Consider the following 20,369-nt stretch of genomic DNA (forward strand, 5'->3'; position numbering starts at 1 on the left):
ACATCGACAACACGGCGACTGCCGACAGTGCCGAGACGGAGGAAGTGTCGGATTCCGCGCAGCAGCCGATCGCCTACCAGCCTGGGATAGACCTTGTAAAGCTGGTCGATGTTGGGGATGGAAATGGCTTTCAGGATGCAAATGATCCAGCAGGGCCAGAAGCGCCAGTTTCCGATGGGGACGCAACTTTCCGTATTGAGTTAACCAATACAGGGAATGTGACGCTTACTGGCATCACTATTAGCGATTTCGACAGCGCCACTGGAGAGATCGATTTGTCTGGATTCACTCTTATCGAATCCGGCAACCAAGACGGTATTTTGGATGTAGGTGAAAGCGCATATCTGGAATACACATTGCCGCTCGTGGCGGGTCAGCACTTGAATATAGCTAGCGTTACTACAGACCAAGGCGCCGCTGATGAGGACCCCGCCTATTACTTCGGTCTTGAAAGCGAAGGTCCGGGCGTGCGTACTCCCGGCGGATGGGGAAACAGCTTCAAGCTGCTCAGTTATTGGGATGGTGTGGAAGGTAATGAGATCGAACCGGAAAAAGAAGAGTTCCCAGACGGCGAACTAACGTACAACGTTCGCTACGACAGTAACGGAGACGGCGACATAGATGAGAATGACGAAATCTATAATCCAGACAACGACTTGGGTACTGTAGACGCGTTACTAATCGGAGACTACAATAAAAATGGTTATGCCGATGATGGCGAAACCGTAATCTTAATAGATCTCGATGACGCTCTTGATCTTGTCCGGAACGAAGCTGACACTCCGAAGCAAAATAAAATAGATGACGTTGGTCGGCAAGCTGTTGCTACATGGCTGAACTATCTGGCTGGAAATTCAATTACAGATGGCGACGCAGATATTGATAGCGACGACGCAGAGTACTGGATCGATCAAGCTGTGGGATGGCTGCTTGAGCATGGCGACGGAGCTCCAAAGCCCAACGGTGACTCAAAGTTTGATTTGAACGGTCCAATCGTTCGGGCCAGAAGTGAGGCTTGGAAGAGTGAAGGCAAAGATATTTTGGACGCACTGGATGAATACAACAATGAAGGCACTGTAAACGGTGAAGTTAACGCGTTGGATGCCGATGAGGCAAATTCTACGTCAGCTTCGTTACTTTTTGGTGACCAATTCGACTACTTATGATTCTTCCAACAGAAAGGGTCGTTTATGTGTGGTCATAACCAAGTGGGATGAGGAGAAAAGGCATTCCTCATCTGCCCCAACGTACAATTCATAGGCATTCGGGAGGTCTTTGGGGGCTACAGTGTCTCGTACGCACCTGCAAGAAGGCAAAGTCATCGTAAGTTGGTAGATTGACCAACTGCTGATCGTTCCGTCATGTTCGAACCTGAGGTATTGAAGCGTTAGCTCCAATAATAAGTGAGGTATATTTGGTGGTAAGCACTGTATTGAATTGATTTTTATTAATATTTAACAGAAGTTTACAGAAAATATATGGTTGCTCCTCGGTCCGCCATTGGTATCCTGTTGAACGTCACGCGAACCTGACCCAACCGTCACAGTTGGACCAGAAACAAGGTGAACGTTCGACATCGGAAGGCGCCCCAAATCAAATATTCTTTCCACTCTAGAAATCAGATGCCAGGCTGAGATTAGATGCTGTCAAACATCAGATCACTTTGATTGCGCGTTACTACCGACCCAAAATCGTAGAAAAGAGCCCATACCAGACCTTCGGCGCTGCTCGCGACTTCGCTCGGGCGGCATACAACTTTGCGCAAACCGGACATTTTCTGCGTGATGCGCGGATGACGGCTCGGCGGACGTTGCCCTTCCACAAGTCGGGTGGACAGCGGACTTTCGCGGTACTTTTGGGCGAGGTTATATTTTTCGAACGAGAACATTGTTTGCATGGTTGGCAACAAGTCCAGTTTCCGTTCAAGTATCCGGTAGGCATCTCTTGCCTGCTGTTGTTCTGAAAAAAAGACTGTCACGATGTTAGTGACGGAAAAGTTTTGGACAGAGATCGAGTTTTCCCCAGGGGGAGACCCGATAAATAGTGCATCACGAGCAATCGGTGAGTTGTCGAGCTATAGGTTGAGCTCGGTAGAAGACTTGAGGCCCAAGACGTGCGCCGAGGCACACAAAAACTCTATATCTCGCGTTCACGGGCGAGGAAAACAGCCGCCTCATACCGACGGCGCCCACCGGGAACGCCCTCCCAAGTTCGTGTTGCTATCGCTTCGCATAACACCCGTACTGCGATGTTCGGGGTTCGTTACGATGTCGACAAACATCCAATGATTGCGAAACTTGCAATTCAACACGAACGTCCAGCTTCGCGACCATTCGGAACGAGCCGCAATCTGTTGGGTGCAATGTATGGACTTTTTTCGTTGGAAGCGCGCTGCCAGACAAGGTCGGTCGCGAGACCGAACTGCCTCAAGTCAGCGTCACAAGCTTATTGGAAGGTTTGATGTATATTTGTGGATGTCTCGATAAGCGCTTGTTCGATGGTCGCTCTTTGTCGCGCAAATCGCGTCGTTGGCACTGGAATTGAGATCGCGTGCAGGTCTCCGATCCAGTCTACGAAAGAAAAGCCTATAGCTGAGACACCGGCGGAATGCTCGTCCAAATCATAGGCAAGGCCCTGTTCGCGGACTGTATCAAGTTCGGAAAGGAACTCATCCAAGCTTCTTTGGATACCATTCCGTTCCCATTCGTTCTGGATGAGTTTAGTCGCTGCTTCTCTACCAAGTTGAGCTAGACAAGCTTTGCCATTTGCCGTGGTGGTCAACGGAAAAACCTCTCCCACTTGCGAAACTGTAGTCAATCGATAAACGCCTGGTACCTGATCCAAGAAAACCATGCCAATACCGCGCATGATGGCGAGGTCTGTGGTTTCCCCGGTCTTTTGGGTCAGTTCCGTCAAAAGCAGCCGGCAGTGCTCGACGATGCTGTACTGCGCCGCCCCCGCGAGAGCGCTCAGTTCGGGACCGAGCCTCAAGCCACCTCCATTTGCATCTGCTATGACAAGATTTTCTTCAGCAAGTGCACTTGTGATTCTTTGTACCGTAGAGCGGGGCAGGTCAACACGCTCGGCGATTTTTCCCAAGCTCATTCCGGATTGGTTTTCTTTCAGTACACGTAAAATCGAGGCCGCTCTGGAAATGACCTGAATGCCACCTTTATCTGCTTTTTCAGACATTTAACCCATCCCATTCTGTCTTCGCACCGTAGTTCCGGATGTTTAGCGATTTCTTAGTGTTGTACCACAATGCGGTGCAAGTCAACCGTATAGTGAGTTTTTAGTTGACCGTAATACGATGCGTATGCATCATCATACGGGACAGGTGGGGAGGCCACCCAGACAATTGAAAACCGAACACCGCCGCTTTGCCGGCGAACAGAGGAGATATGCCCAATGGTCGAAATCCGCGGCATTGAGTTTCAGGCAAACACCGACAACGATATGGGGCTCGAGTTCTATAACCTGAGCCACAGATATGGGTTTCAGTGTCCCAACTGGCCGTATTTCAAGGACGTTCAGATCGACCGAAAGCACTATATGGCCAAGTCGGGGGTTCTGTCGCAGACGATCACGACGACGATGCACGTGACCACGCATATTGATGCACCTGCACATGTCGTTCAGGGAACACCGTTCATCGATGAGGTGCCTCTGCCGCATTTCTTTGGCTCGGGCCTCGTGGTTTCCGTGCCCAAAAAGAAATGGGAGCAGATTACCGGAGATGATCTGGAGAAAGCCTGTGGGCATGCGATCCGCAAAGGCGATGTGCTGATTATCAACACCGGCTGGCACAAGCAGTATGAAGATGGTGACTACTTTGCTTACTGCCCAGGTCTCGTTCCTTCCGCTGCTGAGTGGATGATCGAAAAAGGTGTGAAAGTTGTTGGCCACGATACGCAGGCGAACGATCACCCGCTGGCCACGGCCATTGGTCCGCAGCGAAATGGTCCGATCATGCCTCACCTAGAAAGAGAGTATCTTGATTGGTCAGGCGGGACACCGTGGGAGGTTGATTTCCCCGAGTGGGAGCCAGTTCACAACATGCTTTTCTCAAAGGGCATTCTCGGCATCGAAAACGTCGGAGGAGATCTGGATGCGGTGACCGGTAAACGGTGTACCTTCGCGTTCTTCCCTTGGAATTGGGACCGTGGCGACGGCTGCATTATCCGATTGGTTGCGATGATCGACAATAACCAGTCCTACCGCATCGAAGCAGGCGAAGATTTCTGAACACTCACGGACCGGTCGCCGGTTCGCCGGTGGCCGCCAATAACCTTGAGCGGAGATGGACATGCATCTGAAGCGCTTTAACGACGCGTCACCCTACGAAGCACCGAACCATTTTGGGTGTCACGGGCTTCGCTTGCAAGGGTTTGAGGAAGGCGGGCCGACAAATCAGTGGATTGGCTTCAGCCAGTTCCTACCGGGCGGTGGTGCCGGGCCGGACTCCACACCTTTTGAGAAAGTCTACGTCGTCCTGGAGGGCGAGATGACCGTCATCGTTGACGGCACCGAAATCACTCTTGGACCGATGGATAGTTGCACGATCGCACCGGGCGAAGTGCGCAAAATTGAAAACCGCGCCAACCACACATGCAAAATGCTGGTGGTCATTCCGTATCCACCAGAAAGCTAAGGACGAAAAGAATGTCTGATCCACTCAAGATGTTTGACGTAAAAGACAACGTCGCACTGATCACTGGAGCGTCCGGCGCCTTTGGAATGGTTGCTGCCCGCGTGTTGGCCGGAGCTGGTTGCAACCTTGTTTTGGCGGCGGGAAACCAAGAGGCACTCGATGGCATTGCCAAAGAGTGCGAGGCGCTTGGTGCGACCGTCGTTGCGGTGAATACGCGTCCGTCCGACGAGGCATCCTGCGGTGCGCTTGTAGAAGAAGCAGTCAATAATTTTGGTAAGCTCGATATTCTCGTAGTCGCGTCCGGCATGAACAAGGTCGCGCCGATCAACGAAATGGCGCCGGAGACCTTCGATGCAGTGATGGATGCCAACGTAAACCAAAGCTGGCTTTTGGCACGCGCGGCGGCGGCGCACATGAAACAAAGCGAATACGGCAAGATCATTTTCGTCAGTTCCGCGCGCAGTATCCTGGGACACCCTGCTGGCTACACGGCGTATTGCGCCTCAAAGGCTGCTGTGAACGGGATAACCAAAGCCTTGGGATGTGAGCTGGGTCCAACGGGGATCACCGTCAACGCAATCGCGCCGACGGTATTCCGTTCGCCTTTGACTGCTTGGATGTTCGAGGAAACCGACGAAGCGAAGGCAGTGCGCGATGGCTTCCTGACCCGTGTTCCAAAGGGGCGGCTGGGTGAGCCAGAAGATCTGGCCGGACCCCTGCTTTTTCTCGCCTCACGCGCCTCTGATTTTTACACGGGGCATATCCTTCATGCCGACGGCGGATATACGGCGGGATAGAGAATGGTGCGCAAGAAGCAGCAAATAGCGGTAATTGGCGCGGGTCTTATGGGGCACGGTATCGCCCTTACCTTAGCAAAAGCAGGTCAATATGTCGCCATCACAGATCCCGTTGAAGAGGCGCGCGCTACCGTGGCTGACCGCATCCGCGCCAGCATGGCCGCGATGGGGGACGAAGAGGTCAAAATCACAAAAACCCTCAAGATGATTGAGATCTTTGCGACGACTGAAGGTGCGGTTCGAAATGCTGACGCTGTATTTGAAGCCGCGCCCGAAAAACTGGAGCTTAAGCAAGCGATTTTTGCTGAGATTGAAGCGCATGCACCGGAGACCTGCATTCTCGCATCAAATACTTCGGTCATGCCCATCACTCAGATCATGTCTGGATTGCGACTGAAAAGCCGCGCGTTGGGAACGCATTGGTGGAACCCGCCGCACATGATTCCATTGGTCGAAATCGTCAAGACGGAATGGACAGACACCGCGATAGCACGGACGATGTTCGATCTGCTGAAGGACGCTGGAAAAACTCCGGTGATGGTCGAGAAGGACGTGCCCGGCTTTATAGGCAATCGCCTTCAGCATGCGCTATGGCGCGAAGCGGTCAGTCTGGTGGAAAACGGTATTTGCGATGCGGAAGCCGTTGATACTGTGATCAAGTCCAGCTTTGGGCGCCGGTTGGCTGTACTCGGTCCGCTGGAAAACGCTGATCTGGTGGGCACGGACCTGACCCTCGATATCCACGAAAACGTGCTGCACGATCTTGAGGCGCAAAAGGGTCCTTCATCCTATCTGAAGTCGCTCGTTGAAGCGGGCAAGCTAGGCATGAAATCCGGCGAAGGTTTCAGGAAATGGGCTGAGGGCGAGGCAGATCAGGTTCGCCAACGAGTCGCGAAGCATCTGAAAAATCTCGAGAAGACTTTGTAAGATCAATCAAACGCTGGCGGGAGGCCGGTGAAGGGAGGACGCAATGACAAAGACTTTAAAAAAGGCCACGAGGCGCAGCTTTATTGCTGGGGCAACGGCGGCAATCGCTGCTCCGGCCATCCTCCGGGCAACGCGTGCTTATGCAGCAAACCCGACGCTAAGGATTGGTAATGTCAGCCCGCGTACCGGTCCATTGGCTGGTTTCGCTGAGGCCGACGAGTACGTGCTTCAAGCCATACAGCAGGTCTTTTCGGCCGGGTTGGACAACAATGGAAAGACCTGGAATGTCGAGATCATCTCGAAAGACAGCCAGTCCAACCCCAATCGCGCAGCCGAAGTCGCCGCTGACCTGATCTTGGGCGATGAGGTCGATATCATCGTGGCGGCTTCAACGCCGGACACGGTGAACCCTGTTGCTGATCAGGCAGAGATCAACGAAGTTCCCTGCATCACGACTGATTGCCCTTGGCAGCCCTATTTCTTTGGCCGCAATGGTGTTCCGGGTGAGGGTTTTGAAACGACCTATCACTTCTTCTGGGGTTTGGAAGACGTGATCGCAGCGTTCCTTGATATGTGGGATAAAACGGGTGTCACAAAAACCGTCGGCGGTCTATTCCCCAACGATGCTGACGGCAATGCATGGGGCGATGCGGAACTTGGTCTACCAAAACCGCTGGCCGCCGCTGGATATACGCTGACAGATCCTGGTCGCTATCAGCCTCTGTCCGACGATTTCTCAAATCAAATCGCAGCTTTCAAAGCAGCTGGTTGCGAAATCGTAACAGGCAATATGATCCCACCGGACTTTGCAACATTCTGGAGCCAAGCCGCCCAACAAGGGTTCAACCCGAAGGTCGTGACCATTGGCAAGGCACTTCTGTTCCCATCAGTCATTGAATCGCTGGGAGACCGCGGTGACGGGTTGTCGACCGAGGTCTGGTGGTCCCCGCATCATCCGTTCTCGTCCTCACTCACCGGCATTTCCTCGAAAGACCTTGCCGAAGGTTATACCGCAGAGTCGGGTCGACCTTGGACTCAACCCCTTGGCTTTAAACACGCACTGTTCGAGGTCGTCGCGGATGTCATCAAACGGGCTGATGACCTGGAAGACCCGTCTTCGATCATTTCGGCAATCACATCCACCAACCTGAACACAATTGTCGGGCCGGTGAACTGGGGTGATGGGCCGATGAACAACGTCACCAAAACTCCGCTGGTCGGTGGCCAGTGGCAGAAGTCCGGAGACGCCTATGAACTGCAGATTGTTGCGAACAGCACCGCGCCCGAAGTTCCGATAACGGCAGACATGAAACTGCTGGGCTGACCAGGCATTCGGCGCCAATCTTGGCGCCGAACCCTCTATCCGAGAGAAACATGACGACAATCTTGAGACTCCAAGACCTGAGCAAGGCATTTGGCGCGGTTACTGTCGCCGATGCCATGAGCTATGAGGTCCAGCAAGGCGAGGCACTCGGGGTAATAGGCCCCAACGGCGCTGGCAAAACCTCGATGTTCAACTTGATCACTGGGACGCTCAAATCCAATTCCGGGGTGATAGAATTCAGTGGGCAGAACGTCACCAAATGGAGCGCGGCAAAGCGCAGCCATGCAGGCATCGCGCGTTCTTTTCAGGTCCCGCAGCCGTTTTCGGGCATGAATGTTTTCGAAAACGCGATGATCGCCGCCACGCAATCAGCTGGCATGCATGGACACCAGGCCGAAAACTTTTGTCTGGAGGTTTTGGAACAAACGGAACTGCTGCCCAAGGCAAACGTTCTCGCTGGTAGCCTAACTTTGCTGGAGCGCAAACGCCTGGAACTAACACGTGCGCTTTGCGCCAAGCCCAAACTGCTGTTGCTAGATGAGATTGCCGGTGGTTTGACCGAAGCCGAGTGCAAGTCACTGGTCCAAACCATCAAGGACATCCACGCCGCTGGCGTCACCATCATCTGGATCGAACATGTTGTGCATGCGCTGCTGGCCGTCGTGGATCGTCTGATCGTCATCGACTTTGGCAAAAAAATCGCCGAAGGCGAGCCACAGGCAATTATGGAAAGCGCTGAAGTCAAGGAAATCTATCTGGGGATCGAAGCCGATGCCTGACTCAATTCTTCAGATACGCGGTTTGAACTCCTACTACGGCGATTTCCAAGCGCTCTATGATGTCGAATTGGACGTCGGCGAGGGAGAAGTTCTGGCAATCATTGGTGCAAACGGCGCAGGGAAGACGACCCTGATGCGGTCAATCACCGGGTTGCTGACGAACGAAGTGGATCAGATTCACTACCGAGGTCAGGATATCAGCCGGCTTCGCGCAGACGAGGTTGCAGAACTTGGCCTCGCCATGGTTCCAGAAGGTCGCCAGTTATTCCCATCTTTGTCAGTCAAAGAAAACCTGATGATCGGAGCCCAAGTTGGTCGCTCGGGCCCTTGGGATCTGAAAGCTGTCTATGATCTGTTCCCGATCCTTGAAGAGCGCAAAGATCAGGCCTCTACATCGCTGTCGGGCGGCCAACAGCAGATGGTCGCCATAGGGCGTGCCCTGATGTCCAATCCAGACCTCATCCTCTTCGATGAAATCAGCCTCGGGCTGGCACCGATCATCATCAAAGACATCTATGAGGCGCTGCCCGGCTTCATCGGCGAGGGCATGAGCGCGATCATCGTCGAACAGGACATCACCAAGGCACTGTCGGTCTCAAGCCGGGTCTATTGCCTGCAGGAGGGGCGCGTTTCGTTGGAAAGCGCGTCTGACACCGTTTCGCGTGAAGAGATTTCGCGCGCGTATTTCGGGATCGAATAATATGGAATGGCTGAACGCTATCGTGCAGGGAACTTTGCTTGGTGGACTCTACGCGCTGTTTGCCGCAGGTCTGTCGTTGATTTTTGGGGTCATGCGGCTCGTCAATATTGCCCATGGCGATCTGATCGTGTTGGCTGCCTATCTCGGCCTGACCGTGACGACCGCAACAGGGATGCATCCAATGGCCGCGTTGGTGATTGTAGTTCCCGCAATGGCGCTTGTTGGATACGCCCTTCAACGCGGCCTACTGAACCAAACACTGGGTGACGATATTCTTCCACCGCTGCTTGTGACCTTCGGGCTGAGTGTAATTATCCAGAACGGATTGCTGGAGGTTTACACGGCCGACCCCCAAACACTGAACGCCGGTGCGCTGGAAACAGCCAGCGTTGCAGTAGGCGGTGTGACCCTTGGGATCTTACCGCTGCTGACCTTCGGGATCGCCATCGCTGTGATTTGGGGGCTGCAATGGACCTTCTATCACACCGCACTTGGTCGAGCATTTCGGGCTGTTTCCGACAATCAAGACATCGCCCAGCTTATGGGCCTCAACCGCCGGCACATCTTCGGGCTGGCCATGGCGCTGGCCCTCGGTGTGACAGCGATCGCGGGTATCCTGCTTGGCATTCGAACAAGCTTTGATCCTTCGATTGGTGGCGGTCGCCTGATCTTTGGCTTTGAGGCCGTTATCATCGGCGGGCTCGGCAACCTTTGGGGCACGCTGGTTGGCGGCGTTATCCTTGGCGTCGCGCAAACCATCGGAGCAAAGATTGATCCGGGCTGGCAAGTGCTTGCCGGACATATCGCTTTCCTTGTCATTCTTGCCGTTCGTCCGAACGGTCTCTTCCCGAGGGTTTCCGGATGAACCTGCAGGACTACTCTGTTTCTCGATCGTCTAAAGCAGCACGAGTTGCCGCGATCCTAGCCGCAATCGGTTTGCTTGTTCTGATTGCAGCGCCCTGGTGGGCAGGCCGCGCCGACATGCGCCTGATGGGAGAGCTGTTTCTTTACCTGTCCCTGGCCACTCTCTGGAACCTCATGGCGGGTTATGCTGGTCTCGTCTCTGTTGGTCAGCAAGCCTATGTGGGCTTTGGCGGCTATATGCTCTTTGCACTGACGATGCTGGGTGGGCTGAACCCATTGGTTGCTATTGCGGCAGCAGGCGTGATGGGGGCTTTGATCTCGATCCCGGTGGCTGTTCTGATCTTCAGGCTTCGAGGCGCTTATTTTGCCATAGGTACCTGGGTCATCGCTGAAGTCTTTCGGCTGAGCTTCGCGCAAATCTCAGCGCTTGGTGGGGGATCAGGATCTTCGCTGCCCGTTGCCATCGTCAAATCTCTGGCGTCCGGGCGCGCGATGCGAGAGGCGCTTAGTTATTGGCTGGCGCTCGGAGCGGCCGTGCTGGTGGTGACTGCCGTGTATCTCTTCTTGCGGTCTCGCCAAGGTTTGGCGTTGACGGCAATTCGCGACAACGAGTTGGCAGCCGGTAGCCTCGGCATCGATATTTGGCGCACGAAGTTCATCGTGTACGTTGTCACGTCGGCGTTTACGGCAATGATCGGCGCTCTGATCTTTTTGCAAAAGCTACGCATATCGCCGGATGCTGCGTTCAGCGTCAATGACTGGACCGCCTTCGTCATCTTCATCGTCGTAATCGGCGGTATCGGCACCATCGAAGGGCCAATCATCGGTACACTCGTCTTCTTTGCGCTGCGCGAAACGCTGGCCGACCTCGGAACAACTTACCTTATTGTTCTCGGCGTCGTTGCGATTGTCGTCATGCTCAGGGCGCCAAAAGGCATCTGGGGAGTGATCCGAAGTCGTTATGATCTGCAACTTTTCCCGTTGGGCTATCGCGTAAAGCACATCGGACAATCCAAGGAAAACTGAACCTATGGCCCGTCAGAAAAAAACGATCATCACATGTGCCGTAACCGGTGCAATACATACGCCCACCATGTCGGATGCGCTGCCGTACAGCTATGATGATATCGCGGGGCAGGCGATCGAAGCTGCCGAGGCTGGTGCGTCGATCCTGCACCTGCATGCCCGCAACCCTGACAACGGATCGCCATCCGTCGATCCGAATGACTTTGCGCCTTTCCTGCCCCGCATAAAACAGGCGACAGACGCCGTAGTGAACCTGTCCACCGGAGGATCGCTGACTTTGTCGATTCAGGAGCGGATCAATCCGGCCAAGACTTTCAGCCCCGAAATGTGCTCAATGAATATGGGGTCGATGAACTTTTCGTTTCACCCGCTTGCCAACCGGTATGGCGATGACGATTGGAAATTTGATTGGGAGAAGGACTATGTCGCGAACTCCGATCAGAACATTTTTCGCAATACGTTCCGGGACATTCGCGAGGCGGCTGAAACACTCGCGCCACATGACATCAAATTCGAACATGAATGCTATGATGTCGGTCACTTGTACAATTTGAAATTCTGCATGGATATTGGGCTGTTCAAGGCACCCATTTTCATTCAGTTCATCTTTGGCATCCTCGGCGGCATCGGGTCCGAAGTCGACAACCTGCTCTTCTTGAAACGGACGGCCGACAGGCTGTTCGGTGACGATTACCGGTGGTCGGTGCTGGGAGCAGGTGGAGCACAGATGTCGCTTGCTACGACGGCCAGTCAGATGGGCGGCAACGTTCGCGTTGGATTGGAGGACAGTTTGTTCATCTCTCGCGGTAAATTGGCCGAAAGCAATGCTCAGCAAGTCGCTAAGATTCGACGTATTGTAGAAGATCTGGGCAGTGAGGTCGCGACCCCTGATGAAGCAAGGGAAATCCTAGACTTAAAGGGACGAGACCGCGTCGCCTTCTGAAGTTAGGATGACCAAAATCAACTCTAGTCGGTTTACATTTTTGGGTTTTCCGAAAGCCCAAGGAGATTGAGCCATGCGATTGAAAGTTCTGATATTCAGTGCGCTTCTGGCAGGATTTGTGACCGTGCAGGCTCATGCGCAAAACGCGCCACAAGACATCACCAATCTATTGTTCGGCAACCGGTCCGGAGACTGTTCGGATTATGCGGGAGTGTATACCGCTTCTGTGGAGGACGTAACGCGCCAAAAACGGTTTATCTCTGAAATCGAAATATCGGCAAATAGCCAGCACTGCACCCTCAAGACCAACGGTATCCCCAATCATGATTTCAACGGGCCCACAGCCAACTTCGCTAACAATGTACGCGAATTGCCTGGCACTATTCGGATTCCCAGAAGTCCGGAAAAGGCCCGTAACCAAACCGCGCTGTCGCAACGGAGTTACGACGCCATTTTGTTGAATGGCGTGCCGGTCGATTTGCTTTCTGCTGGGTGTTATCGCCCGAGCGGCCCGCGAGCAGATAAGAACGGCAATGTGTTGGCAGGGTGTCGAGATACTGATCCTTGGCTGCTCGATCCACCGTCCTACGATCAGTATTTTGGCGTAGATCTTCACAATGCTCACGCCCAGCCCGATGGGAGATATCACTACCATTCCAATCCAAATGCTCTGTTTTTGGATCACGACCTTGATAAACCGTCACCTGTTATTGGCTTCGCAGCTGACGGCTTTCCGATCTACGGGACGATTTTCAAAGACAGCGACGGCAAAATTAGACCTGCGATCTCTGGCTATGAACTCAAAACTACACCACGACCTGCTCCACCTACAGGGCCGGGTGGTACGCCGGACGGGACATATATCGACGACTACGAGTTCACAGAGGCTGGCGATCTAGATAAGTGCAATGGCATGACTGTGGATGGCCAATACGGATACTGTGTCACGACAAGCTACCCGTGGGTGCTCAACTGCTTGGTCGGAGCACCTGACAGGTCATTCGACAAAAGGTGATCTCTAGCCCCGATTTCGGAGATGCAGTTTTAACCTATCCTGGATTGACCCAGACACTTTGCGTTTTCTCCGCGATCCTAACGGTATTGCGAAATCGCTCGCAATTCTAATCTGATTGGGATTGTCGTCCGTTTAGAGCGGTCAAAGTGGTTCATTGAATTTGAGACTGCTGCCTTGGGGCTCAAATCAAATGATTTTTGCACCCAAGCCTTTTAGCCAAGCGTTCCTGTCGATCTATCGGATCATGAGAAATAAAATACTGGGGCTTCAAATGACTTGGCCCCGGAAAACTGTGGGTTGCGACGAAGCGACGAAAACACAATGCTCGCTTCGCCGTACACTGTAGTTACTTTAGGTAGGTGTTGAACCAATCAATAGTGCGGTCCCAGGCTAGGTTTGCTATTTCCTCGTCATATCGAGGCGTACTGTCGTTATGGAAACCGTGGTTGGCATTTTCGTAGATGTAGGCTTCGTATACCTTTCCGTTGGATTGCAGAGCGGCTTCAAAATCCGGCCAACCTGCGTTGATGCGGTCATCAAGTTCTCCCATCTGAATCAGCAACGGTGCCTGAATTTTGGCTACATCCTCAACTGCTGGCTGGCGACCGTAGAATGGCACGCCCGCTGCCAATTCGGGGTAGGCCACGGCAATTGTGCTGACCACACCGCCGCCGTAGCAGAAACCCACAGCGCCGACCTTTCCAGTGCAATCATCTCGGTTCAATAGGTATTCAAATCCATTGAAGAAATCGTTCATCAATTCGACCCGGTCCACTGTCTTTTGCAGCTCACGCCCATCCGCGTCGTTGCCTGGGTATCCTCCCACTGACGTCAGACCGTCGGGGGCCAGTGCCATAAACCCGGCTTTTGCCAACCTGCGCGCCACATCCTCGATGTAAGGATTCAGGCCGCGGTTTTCGTGGATCACCAGCACCCCGGGCAGGGGCTCTTCAACGCCGGCAGGTCGGACAAGGTATCCGCGAACATCACCGGTTCCATTCGGTGAAGGATAGGTGATGTAGTCCGCGTGGATATCGGGATCGTTGAACGACACTTGTTGAGCCATCGCGTAGTTCGGGCTGAGCATGTTCAGCAGCGCGACCGCTGTCACGCCGCCGACCGCGAACTTGCTTGCGCGGTCCAGGAATTGGCGCTTGGTGATCTTGCCGTGCGCGTAAAAGTCATACAGGTCCAGAAGTTCCTGGTCGAAGTCTTTTGCCGTCATGCGAGTCATTGTGGATCTCCTGATGAGTTTGGCAGTTTGAAATGTGGGTAGTATACGATCTGAAGGTCTTGATTTGATTGAGCCTCTGGATGGGCTTCCTAAGATAACGCCGATGACAGTTCCTTGTTCGCGTACCGTTCGCGCATCGCGTTCTTTTGAACTTTTCCCATAGTGTTTCGCGGCAACTCCTGGACGAGTTCGTAGCGACGAGGATGTTTGAATCGCGACAGTTTGTTTCTGATGATCGAGTCGATCTGTTCCACCTGAAGCTGTGCTCCGGGCTCGGCAACCAGAGCGGCAATGATTGCTTCACCGAAGTCTTTGTCGGGGACGCCGAAAACCGCCGATTCCTGAACGCCATCGACATCGTTCAAAACGTCTTCAATTTCTTTAGGGTAGACGTTGTAACCACCAGTGATGATCAGGTCTTTTGACCGACCTACAATCGACAGGTAGCCATCCTCGCTGTATTGGCCCAGATCTCCGGTGACGAAAAAACCATTTTCTCGAAGCTCTTCAGCCGTTTTTTCGGGCATTTGCCAATAGCCCTGAAAAACATTGGGGCCACGTACTTCGATCATTCCGATCTCGCCCTGGGGCAGCGGTTCTCCAGTTTCAGGGTTGGTTACGATCACCTCAGTGCCGGGTATGGCCATACCAACAGTTCCCGCGCGACGCTCACCGCCATAAGGGTTAGAGGTGTTCATGTTCGTTTCGGTCATACCGTAGCGCTCAAGGATACGGTGGCCGGTGCGTGTTTCGAACGCCACATGGGTCTCTGCCAGCAACGGGGCTGAGCCGGAAACAAACAGACGCATGTTCTCTGTGATCTCATCGGTGAAACCGTCATCCGCCAGCAATCGGGTATAAAAAGTGGGGACTCCCATTAGAAGGGTCGAGTGGGGCAATTCCTCCAAGATCATACCAGTGTCGAATTTTTTCATCAGCCGCACTTTGGAACCGGCGAGTAGTGATGTGTTCATCGCCACGAAAAGCCCGTGCGTGTGAAAGATGGGCAACGCGTGAATCAAACGATCAGCGTTGGTGATAGCCCACAAATCCACAAGGGCTTGGGCATTGGACAGCAGGTTTCGGTGGCTGAGCATCGCGCCCTTGGACCGGCCCGTGGTACCTGATGTGTAAAGAAGTGCCGCGAGGTCGTCCGGCGCGCGATCCACAGTTTCGAATACACAAGGCTGTGCGTCCGCTTCGCGGCTCAAGCTTGGATTTTCGCCGCCCAAGGTCAGCAGCTTTGCTCCAGACCGGGTCGCCAACTGTTCGAATTCAACTTTGTCGTGGCTGTCGCAAACGATTAACGCAGGTTGCGCATCAGAGATGAAATAGTCCAACTCTGCCATGGTATAGGCAGTGTTTAGGGGCAGGTAGACAGCACCTGCCTGAACCGAAGCGGCATAGAGCGCAATCGTGTCGGCCTGCTTGGGCGCTTGCACAACGATGCGACTGCCAGGGGAAACTCCGCTGTTCTGCAAGACATGCGCGATTTGCGCGGTGCGCTGCAGAAACTCATCATAAGTGACCACCTGGCCATTATCGAGTTGCAGGAATGGAGCCGTGTTGCCCTCGTGGCGGGCAAACAAACTGTCGTAAAGTGTATTAGTCACGCTGTATTTTCCCTAGGCTTTACCGCAAGCGTCGCAGTTGAAGCCGCGCGAATTGAACGCGAGGCTTGGATCGTGGCACGTGTCGCGAATTCTTCGTGGTAACGTTCTGTTTTGTTCAAATCGTAAAGGTAATTGACCATCGCACCTCCGGACTGGGCGCGTCCGTTTGGCGACTGATCTGCCTGGGCATGCAGTTCATGAAGCTCGGCACCATTTCCCAAGTGAAAGCGCGCCACAGGGTCAAGCGGCATTCCATCTTCGCGCTTGGCGAACATCAAGTACCGGGCGGCCATCGCGCGCACGTCCTGCGGTGTTGCTGTTTCTGCAAGCACGGCCTCGGCGGCATGCCCGTGTTCTGGGTTGTCTGTTTGACCAGCCAGCCACCGGTTTAGCCCCGGTATCGGAGACAATGTCACAAAGGTATCAAGCCCGCGAAGCTCCCGCGAAAGCTCGGTCACAACCTGCTTTATCAATAGATTCCCAAAGCTGATGCCCGCCAAACCCTTTTGGCAGTTTGAAATGGAATAGAACGCCGCGACTTTTGCCTGCTCGGGTTCGATCGGTTCTCGTGCTTCGGACAGAAGCGTATCTATTGCATTCGGGATTTCAGCGGTCAGAGCGACCTCAACAAAAATCAGTGGCTCATCTGGCATCGAGGGGTGGAAGAATGCAAAACAACGACGGTCTGGCGGGTAGAGCCTTCGCCGCAAATCGTCCAGATCGTTGATCTGGTGCACCGCTTCATAGGCGACGATCTTATCCAGAACGCGGGCAGGGGTGTCCCAGCTGATTTGCTTGAGGACGAGAAAGCCCCGGTTGAACCAGCTGCGCAATAAATGGACGAAATCGATATCTGTTCGCTTGAGTTCCGGTTTGGATTTGAGGAAGCGCAGCAGATCAACGCGCATGGCTACAAGTTCCTGCGTCGCACCAGACGGCTGGTTCAGCCGTCGCAATAACTCTTGCCGCCGTGGCTCTGAAACTTCACTAAGTCTTTCATAAAGGTTAACACTTTGGCCACTGGCGTAGAGGCGGGCTGCTTCAGAAAGCTGATTTGCGTCCAACTCTAGCTTGTCATTCAAATAGACAAAAAAGTCTAGTTTCTCCGCATCATTGAGGGTGTGGTAGCGCTCAAGGATGGTAGACGCGAGCGTGAGTCCTGAAACTTCACCTTCCGCAGACAAAAGCGCCTCACATAGTTCGGCAATGGACCGTTTGTCATCCTTGCCACGCCTTTTGTCGGGACGGTCCAGCAATTGGTTTAGTAGATCACCCAGAAACCAATTCCGCTGCATTTCAGGGCTCCATCTGGCTGCTAAGGTACTCACCTGTTCGGCGGTAGTGATCGATTAGGTGCCGAGTTGCGCTGTCTGCGTCGTGATTTAATGCGGCGTCCAGGATTTGCTGATGTTCGGCGGCGATATCTCGCTTTTTGTAGCTCGACCCACCAGCCGCCAGATAGCGGTAGCGAATGTTCAGGTCATAAAGCTGCGAGCAATACCGCAGCAGCAACGGCAGTTTCGAATTGTCCAACAAGGCCATATGAAACGCTTTGTGAGCGTCCTCAAAGTCCCGCGCCCCGTTCTGGCTGGCCTTTTTCATATGATGGTGACGTAAGACAAGCCGATCTTCCCAGGGCGCATCCGCATTGGTGATGGAAGCGCGCAACGCGGTTTCCTCAAGGTTGCAGCGCAACAGAAGTATTTCCTCAAAGTTACACTTGCTGACTGGCGCTGCCCGAAATCCGCGCTGATCAATCCGCTCGACCAACATGTCCGAAGTCAAAAGGCTAAGCGCTTCACGAACCGGACTAGCGCCAGTGTCCAAAAGCCCGCGAAGCTGTTCGATCTTGAGTTTTTGACCCGGAGGTAATTCTCCGGTCAGGATCATTTCGCGCAGCCTTCGATACGCTCCATGAGTGGCTGATGTCTCTTTGCCCTCAGTATCAAGCATGGCGTCCATATCCGACTGTTCCTATTTCGCGGCAAATACTCTTGAGTGCACTTAACTGAAGGCACTCGTTCCAGTCGATAGACCAACTGAAAGGTTCAGCGAGCCTTCGTTGACCAACCAGCGCCGAAGTACAAAGCTACGCGCCCCGCTTTTGTGCATAGGATCGTCTTCGGCCAGCTTCCGGGCGGTTTCAAGGCTGTCGGCGCGATAGATGATCAGCCCCATCCCCTGCATATGCTCGCCGGTTTCATCCGACATGGGGCCTGCAAAAGCTAGCTGCCCCAAACGTTCAAGCTGCGCCTGATAAGCCAAGTGATCTGGCAGTGACGCCTTTACATCTTCGGGCGCTTTGGCTGGCGTGCTCAGCGCGACGTAAAGCTCCAAAGCAAGCGCACCGCGGCTTTTTGCTTCTGATTTGTAGTCTGCCCAAGCAACCATTTGCTGTCTCCAAAAATATCGATATTATTTGACATATGGCAAAATAGTCGGCAAAAATCAAGCGAACTGACATGGATGGTGAAAATGAAATACCTGGTGGGAGAGACTTCGGAAGGCACAGCGGTTTTTGCTGTAAATGGCGAAAACGCAGTGAATCTAACGGCTTTGGACCCTGCCGTCGGTTCGGATTTGATGGGTTTGATAGCCAAGCCTGAACTGGCCGACTCACTTGCCAGCAAAATTGACGCCGCAGACACTGTGCCCGTGTCTTCCATCACTCCGGCATTGCCCGTTGCCGCTCCCGGAACGATCATTTGCATGGGGTTGAACTACACGGACCACATCAAGGAAGGCGGGTATGACATCCCGGAATATCCGACGCTGTTCATGCGCGGGAAGAACTCGATCATGGCGGCAGGGCAACCTATGGTGCGGCCTGCCTGTTCCGAGAAGCTCGACTACGAAGCCGAACTTATGCTGATCGTTGGAAAACGCGGCCGCCATATCTCGGAGCAGGACGCACTGGATTATGTCTTTGGCTACACTGTATTCAACGATGGTTCGCTGCGGGACTATCAGCGCAAAACCGTTCAGTGGACGCCCGGCAAAAACTTTGATGACACGGGCGCGATTGGTCCTTTCACCGTAACGCCTGATGAGTTGCCCGAAGGGGCATCAGGTCTAAAGATCGAAAGCCGTGTGGGTGATGAAATCCTTCAAAGCTCGAATACCGCCAACATGATTTGGGGAGTTCGTCAGGTCATCGCGACGATTTCGGAATATACCACTTTGGAGCCGGGGGATCTGATTGCGCTGGGCACGCCGCCTGGTGTCGGACACGCCAAAAAACCCAATCCCCGTTGGTTGAAGCCCGGTGAAACCGTTGAGGTCGAGATTGAAGGTATCGGAATCTGCGCAAGCCCAATCATTGACGAAAAGGACGCCAAGTCCAAGGTGGCTGCAGCATGAGCGCACCAACCGGAGCAGAGCTGGAGGCACTTCGCGCCAAGGCGCAGCAAGATCACCGCGATCTACGCGAGCGCATTCCACGCTTGTCGGATGACGCGATCGCCTTGATCCTGCGTGAATCCAGATCGCACTACGCGTGGACCAACAAGCCTGTTTCTGACGACATACTTGAAGAGATCTACGACATTACGATCAACGGCGCGACCAGCATGAATACGTTGCCCGCGCGCTTCGTTTTCGTGAAAAGTCCCGAAGGGAAAGAGCGGCTTGCAAAGTCTTTAAAGCCGAAGAATGTGCCAAAGATGATGGATGCTCCGGTCACGGCGATCATTGCCTATGACATGGACTTCTGGAAGGAATTGCCCTTTCTTTTCCCGCACGAAGACCGTCGGCCATTGTTCGAAAACAAACCCGACTACGTGGAAGAAACGGCCTTTCGAAATGGTACGCTTCAGGGCGCCTACTTCATGATTGCGGCCCGGGCTGTCGGGTTGGACGTCGGCGCCATGTCAGGTTTTTCGAGCAAGATCGTCGACGAGGAGTTCTTTGTGGGCACGACGCTCAAGTCCAATTTTCTATGCAATCTGGGCTACGCGGACGAGACCGGATTGTTCCAGAAGCTTCCACGTTTTCCATTCGAAAAAGTTTGCTTGTATGCATGAGGAGGTGACGCTGTGGCTATGAAAGTGAAACCCGTCGTGACTTACCGCACGACAGCTCAGTGCCCGACTCATGCGCGGACAGAAATACCAATTCGCGATCTTGATGTTGTTGTCGATGAACCCGTCGAACGCGGCGGGACAAATCTTGGTCCGTCTCCGACCGAGACCGCAATGGCAGCCCTGATCGCCTGTACGAATGTCATCGGGCACAAGAACGCACATCGGTTGGGAGTTGACCTCGGCACTGTGACAATCGACGCGAAATGCAGGTTGGACCGGCGTGGGGTGCTGATGGAGGAGGAGATCGATGTTCCGTTTCCGGAAATCGAACTCACCGTGAATTGTGAGACGCCCGCCAGTCAGGAGGAACTGACGCGCGTGGGCGAGGAGACAGCCAAGTATTGCGCCATCGCAAAACTGTTTGAAGCGGCAGGCACGGACCTGGCCGTAAACTGGGTCAAAACAAACAAATAA

General features: G+C 53.7%; 22 protein-coding genes. 15 read left to right on the top strand and 7 right to left on the bottom strand.

Annotation, left to right across the window (positions count from 1 at the left end):
- The coding region (locus tag ACR0DX_RS21795; RefSeq protein ID WP_480847377.1) for a hypothetical protein at positions 1-1,166 on the top strand (1,166 nt) is incomplete at its 5' end.
- A 470-nt stretch (positions 1,167-1,636) separates the two neighbouring features.
- On the opposite strand, the gene ACR0DX_RS21800 is transcribed toward ACR0DX_RS21795, so the two are convergent.
- Both ACR0DX_RS21800 and ACR0DX_RS21805 read right to left on the bottom strand, forming a co-directional pair.
- Positions 1,637-1,978: a hypothetical protein gene (locus ACR0DX_RS21800; RefSeq protein WP_170356889.1), complete on the bottom strand. Its 342-nt coding sequence runs from the start codon at positions 1,976-1,978 to the stop codon at positions 1,637-1,639.
- Positions 1,979-2,445: 467 nt separating this feature from the next.
- Entirely contained in the window at positions 2,446-3,192 is a 747-nt protein-coding gene (locus ACR0DX_RS21805) for an IclR family transcriptional regulator (RefSeq protein WP_170356888.1), read from the bottom strand.
- A gap of 216 nt (positions 3,193-3,408) precedes the next feature.
- Here ACR0DX_RS21805 and ACR0DX_RS21810 point away from each other — a divergent pair, with 216 nt between their 5' ends.
- The 11 genes from ACR0DX_RS21810 (at position 3,409) to ACR0DX_RS21860 (ending at position 13,026) form a co-directional block, all read left to right on the top strand.
- On the top strand, positions 3,409-4,245 hold the full coding sequence (locus ACR0DX_RS21810; protein WP_480847380.1) for a cyclase family protein: 837 nt from the start codon (positions 3,409-3,411) through the stop codon (positions 4,243-4,245).
- A gap of 61 nt (positions 4,246-4,306) precedes the next feature.
- Entirely contained in the window at positions 4,307-4,651 is a 345-nt protein-coding gene (locus ACR0DX_RS21815; protein WP_170356887.1) for a cupin domain-containing protein, read from the top strand.
- Positions 4,652-4,662: 11 nt separating this feature from the next.
- A complete protein-coding gene (locus ACR0DX_RS21820; protein WP_170356886.1) occupies positions 4,663-5,448 on the top strand; it encodes an SDR family oxidoreductase in 786 nt (261 codons plus the stop codon).
- A gap of 3 nt (positions 5,449-5,451) precedes the next feature.
- Positions 5,452-6,375, top strand: coding sequence for a 3-hydroxyacyl-CoA dehydrogenase family protein (locus ACR0DX_RS21825; protein ID WP_170356885.1), 924 nt, complete (start codon positions 5,452-5,454; stop codon positions 6,373-6,375).
- Positions 6,376-6,418: 43 nt separating this feature from the next.
- Positions 6,419-7,699 carry an ABC transporter substrate-binding protein gene (locus ACR0DX_RS21830; protein ID WP_480847383.1) on the top strand — a complete coding sequence of 427 codons (1,281 nt, stop codon included), beginning with the start codon at positions 6,419-6,421 and terminating at the stop codon, positions 7,697-7,699.
- Positions 7,700-7,749: 50 nt separating this feature from the next.
- Entirely contained in the window at positions 7,750-8,478 is a 729-nt protein-coding gene (locus ACR0DX_RS21835) for an ABC transporter ATP-binding protein (RefSeq protein ID WP_170356880.1), read from the top strand.
- Entirely contained in the window at positions 8,471-9,178 is a 708-nt protein-coding gene (locus tag ACR0DX_RS21840) for a branched-chain amino acid ABC transporter ATP-binding protein (protein WP_170356879.1), read from the top strand. The genes ACR0DX_RS21835 and ACR0DX_RS21840 overlap by 8 nt, the downstream gene beginning before the upstream one ends.
- A gap of 1 nt (position 9,179) precedes the next feature.
- Entirely contained in the window at positions 9,180-10,043 is an 864-nt protein-coding gene (locus ACR0DX_RS21845) for a branched-chain amino acid ABC transporter permease (RefSeq protein ID WP_170356877.1), read from the top strand.
- Positions 10,040-11,068, top strand: coding sequence for a branched-chain amino acid ABC transporter permease (locus ACR0DX_RS21850; protein ID WP_170356875.1), 1,029 nt, complete (start codon positions 10,040-10,042; stop codon positions 11,066-11,068). The genes ACR0DX_RS21845 and ACR0DX_RS21850 overlap by 4 nt, the downstream gene beginning before the upstream one ends.
- 4 nt (positions 11,069-11,072) lie before the next feature.
- On the top strand, positions 11,073-12,011 hold the full coding sequence (gene kce, locus ACR0DX_RS21855) for a 3,5-dioxohexanoate:acetyl-CoA acetone transferase (protein WP_170356873.1): 939 nt from the start codon (positions 11,073-11,075) through the stop codon (positions 12,009-12,011).
- 73 nt (positions 12,012-12,084) lie between these two features.
- Positions 12,085-13,026 carry a YHYH protein gene (locus ACR0DX_RS21860; RefSeq protein WP_480847388.1) on the top strand — a complete coding sequence of 314 codons (942 nt, stop codon included), beginning with the start codon at positions 12,085-12,087 and terminating at the stop codon, positions 13,024-13,026.
- Between the two features lie 346 nt (positions 13,027-13,372).
- Here the strand turns inward: ACR0DX_RS21860 and yghX are convergent, their stop codons facing one another.
- The 5 genes from yghX to ACR0DX_RS21885 all read right to left on the bottom strand — a co-directional run bounded on the left by yghX (position 13,373) and on the right by ACR0DX_RS21885 (position 18,264).
- Entirely contained in the window at positions 13,373-14,260 is an 888-nt protein-coding gene (yghX, locus tag ACR0DX_RS21865; RefSeq protein ID WP_170356869.1) for a YghX family hydrolase, read from the bottom strand.
- A gap of 89 nt (positions 14,261-14,349) precedes the next feature.
- Complete coding sequence (locus ACR0DX_RS21870) at positions 14,350-15,873, bottom strand: malonate--CoA ligase (RefSeq protein ID WP_170356868.1); 1,524 nt, start codon at positions 15,871-15,873, stop codon at positions 14,350-14,352.
- Positions 15,870-17,168: a malonyl-CoA decarboxylase gene (locus ACR0DX_RS21875; protein WP_170724928.1), complete on the bottom strand. Its 1,299-nt coding sequence runs from the start codon at positions 17,166-17,168 to the stop codon at positions 15,870-15,872. Before ACR0DX_RS21875 ends, ACR0DX_RS21870 begins: the two co-directional genes overlap by 4 nt.
- A gap of 1 nt (position 17,169) precedes the next feature.
- Positions 17,170-17,826: a GntR family transcriptional regulator gene (locus ACR0DX_RS21880; RefSeq protein ID WP_480847391.1), complete on the bottom strand. Its 657-nt coding sequence runs from the start codon at positions 17,824-17,826 to the stop codon at positions 17,170-17,172.
- A 51-nt stretch (positions 17,827-17,877) separates the two neighbouring features.
- On the bottom strand, positions 17,878-18,264 hold the full coding sequence (locus ACR0DX_RS21885) for a YciI family protein (protein ID WP_170356862.1): 387 nt from the start codon (positions 18,262-18,264) through the stop codon (positions 17,878-17,880).
- Positions 18,265-18,348: 84 nt separating this feature from the next.
- Here ACR0DX_RS21885 and ACR0DX_RS21890 point away from each other — a divergent pair, with 84 nt between their 5' ends.
- Genes ACR0DX_RS21890 through ACR0DX_RS21900 form a run of 3 tightly spaced genes read left to right on the top strand, consistent with a single transcriptional unit; the run spans position 18,349 to position 20,369 of the window.
- Positions 18,349-19,233, top strand: coding sequence for a fumarylacetoacetate hydrolase family protein (locus ACR0DX_RS21890; RefSeq protein WP_170356860.1), 885 nt, complete (start codon positions 18,349-18,351; stop codon positions 19,231-19,233).
- A complete protein-coding gene (locus tag ACR0DX_RS21895; RefSeq protein WP_480847393.1) occupies positions 19,230-19,895 on the top strand; it encodes a malonic semialdehyde reductase in 666 nt (221 codons plus the stop codon). The genes ACR0DX_RS21890 and ACR0DX_RS21895 overlap by 4 nt, the downstream gene beginning before the upstream one ends.
- A gap of 18 nt (positions 19,896-19,913) precedes the next feature.
- A complete protein-coding gene (locus ACR0DX_RS21900; protein ID WP_170356857.1) occupies positions 19,914-20,369 on the top strand; it encodes an OsmC family protein in 456 nt (151 codons plus the stop codon).

This window comes from Ruegeria sp. D3 (assembly GCF_056534465.1).

Bases quoted from the DNA above. Each gene is read 5' to 3' on its own strand.
- ACR0DX_RS21805 (WP_170356888.1), bottom strand. From the start codon at position 3,192: ATGTCTGAAAAAGCAGATAAAGGTGGCATTCAGGTCATTTCCAGAGCG.
- ACR0DX_RS21810 (WP_480847380.1), top strand. From the start codon at position 3,409: ATGGTCGAAATCCGCGGCATTGAGTTTCAGGCAAACACCGACAACGAT.
- ACR0DX_RS21815 (WP_170356887.1), top strand. From the start codon at position 4,307: ATGCATCTGAAGCGCTTTAACGACGCGTCACCCTACGAAGCACCGAAC.
- ACR0DX_RS21820 (WP_170356886.1), top strand. From the start codon at position 4,663: ATGTCTGATCCACTCAAGATGTTTGACGTAAAAGACAACGTCGCACTG.
- ACR0DX_RS21825 (WP_170356885.1), top strand. From the start codon at position 5,452: ATGGTGCGCAAGAAGCAGCAAATAGCGGTAATTGGCGCGGGTCTTATG.
- ACR0DX_RS21830 (WP_480847383.1), top strand. From the start codon at position 6,419: ATGACAAAGACTTTAAAAAAGGCCACGAGGCGCAGCTTTATTGCTGGG.
- ACR0DX_RS21835 (WP_170356880.1), top strand. From the start codon at position 7,750: ATGACGACAATCTTGAGACTCCAAGACCTGAGCAAGGCATTTGGCGCG.
- ACR0DX_RS21840 (WP_170356879.1), top strand. From the start codon at position 8,471: ATGCCTGACTCAATTCTTCAGATACGCGGTTTGAACTCCTACTACGGC.
- ACR0DX_RS21845 (WP_170356877.1), top strand. From the start codon at position 9,180: ATGGAATGGCTGAACGCTATCGTGCAGGGAACTTTGCTTGGTGGACTC.
- ACR0DX_RS21850 (WP_170356875.1), top strand. From the start codon at position 10,040: ATGAACCTGCAGGACTACTCTGTTTCTCGATCGTCTAAAGCAGCACGA.
- kce (WP_170356873.1), top strand. From the start codon at position 11,073: ATGGCCCGTCAGAAAAAAACGATCATCACATGTGCCGTAACCGGTGCA.
- ACR0DX_RS21860 (WP_480847388.1), top strand. From the start codon at position 12,085: ATGCGATTGAAAGTTCTGATATTCAGTGCGCTTCTGGCAGGATTTGTG.
- yghX (WP_170356869.1), bottom strand. From the start codon at position 14,260: ATGACTCGCATGACGGCAAAAGACTTCGACCAGGAACTTCTGGACCTG.
- ACR0DX_RS21875 (WP_170724928.1), bottom strand. From the start codon at position 17,168: ATGCAGCGGAATTGGTTTCTGGGTGATCTACTAAACCAATTGCTGGAC.
- ACR0DX_RS21880 (WP_480847391.1), bottom strand. From the start codon at position 17,826: ATGCTTGATACTGAGGGCAAAGAGACATCAGCCACTCATGGAGCGTAT.
- ACR0DX_RS21885 (WP_170356862.1), bottom strand. From the start codon at position 18,264: ATGGTTGCTTGGGCAGACTACAAATCAGAAGCAAAAAGCCGCGGTGCG.
- ACR0DX_RS21890 (WP_170356860.1), top strand. From the start codon at position 18,349: ATGAAATACCTGGTGGGAGAGACTTCGGAAGGCACAGCGGTTTTTGCT.
- ACR0DX_RS21895 (WP_480847393.1), top strand. From the start codon at position 19,230: ATGAGCGCACCAACCGGAGCAGAGCTGGAGGCACTTCGCGCCAAGGCG.
- ACR0DX_RS21900 (WP_170356857.1), top strand. From the start codon at position 19,914: ATGAAAGTGAAACCCGTCGTGACTTACCGCACGACAGCTCAGTGCCCG.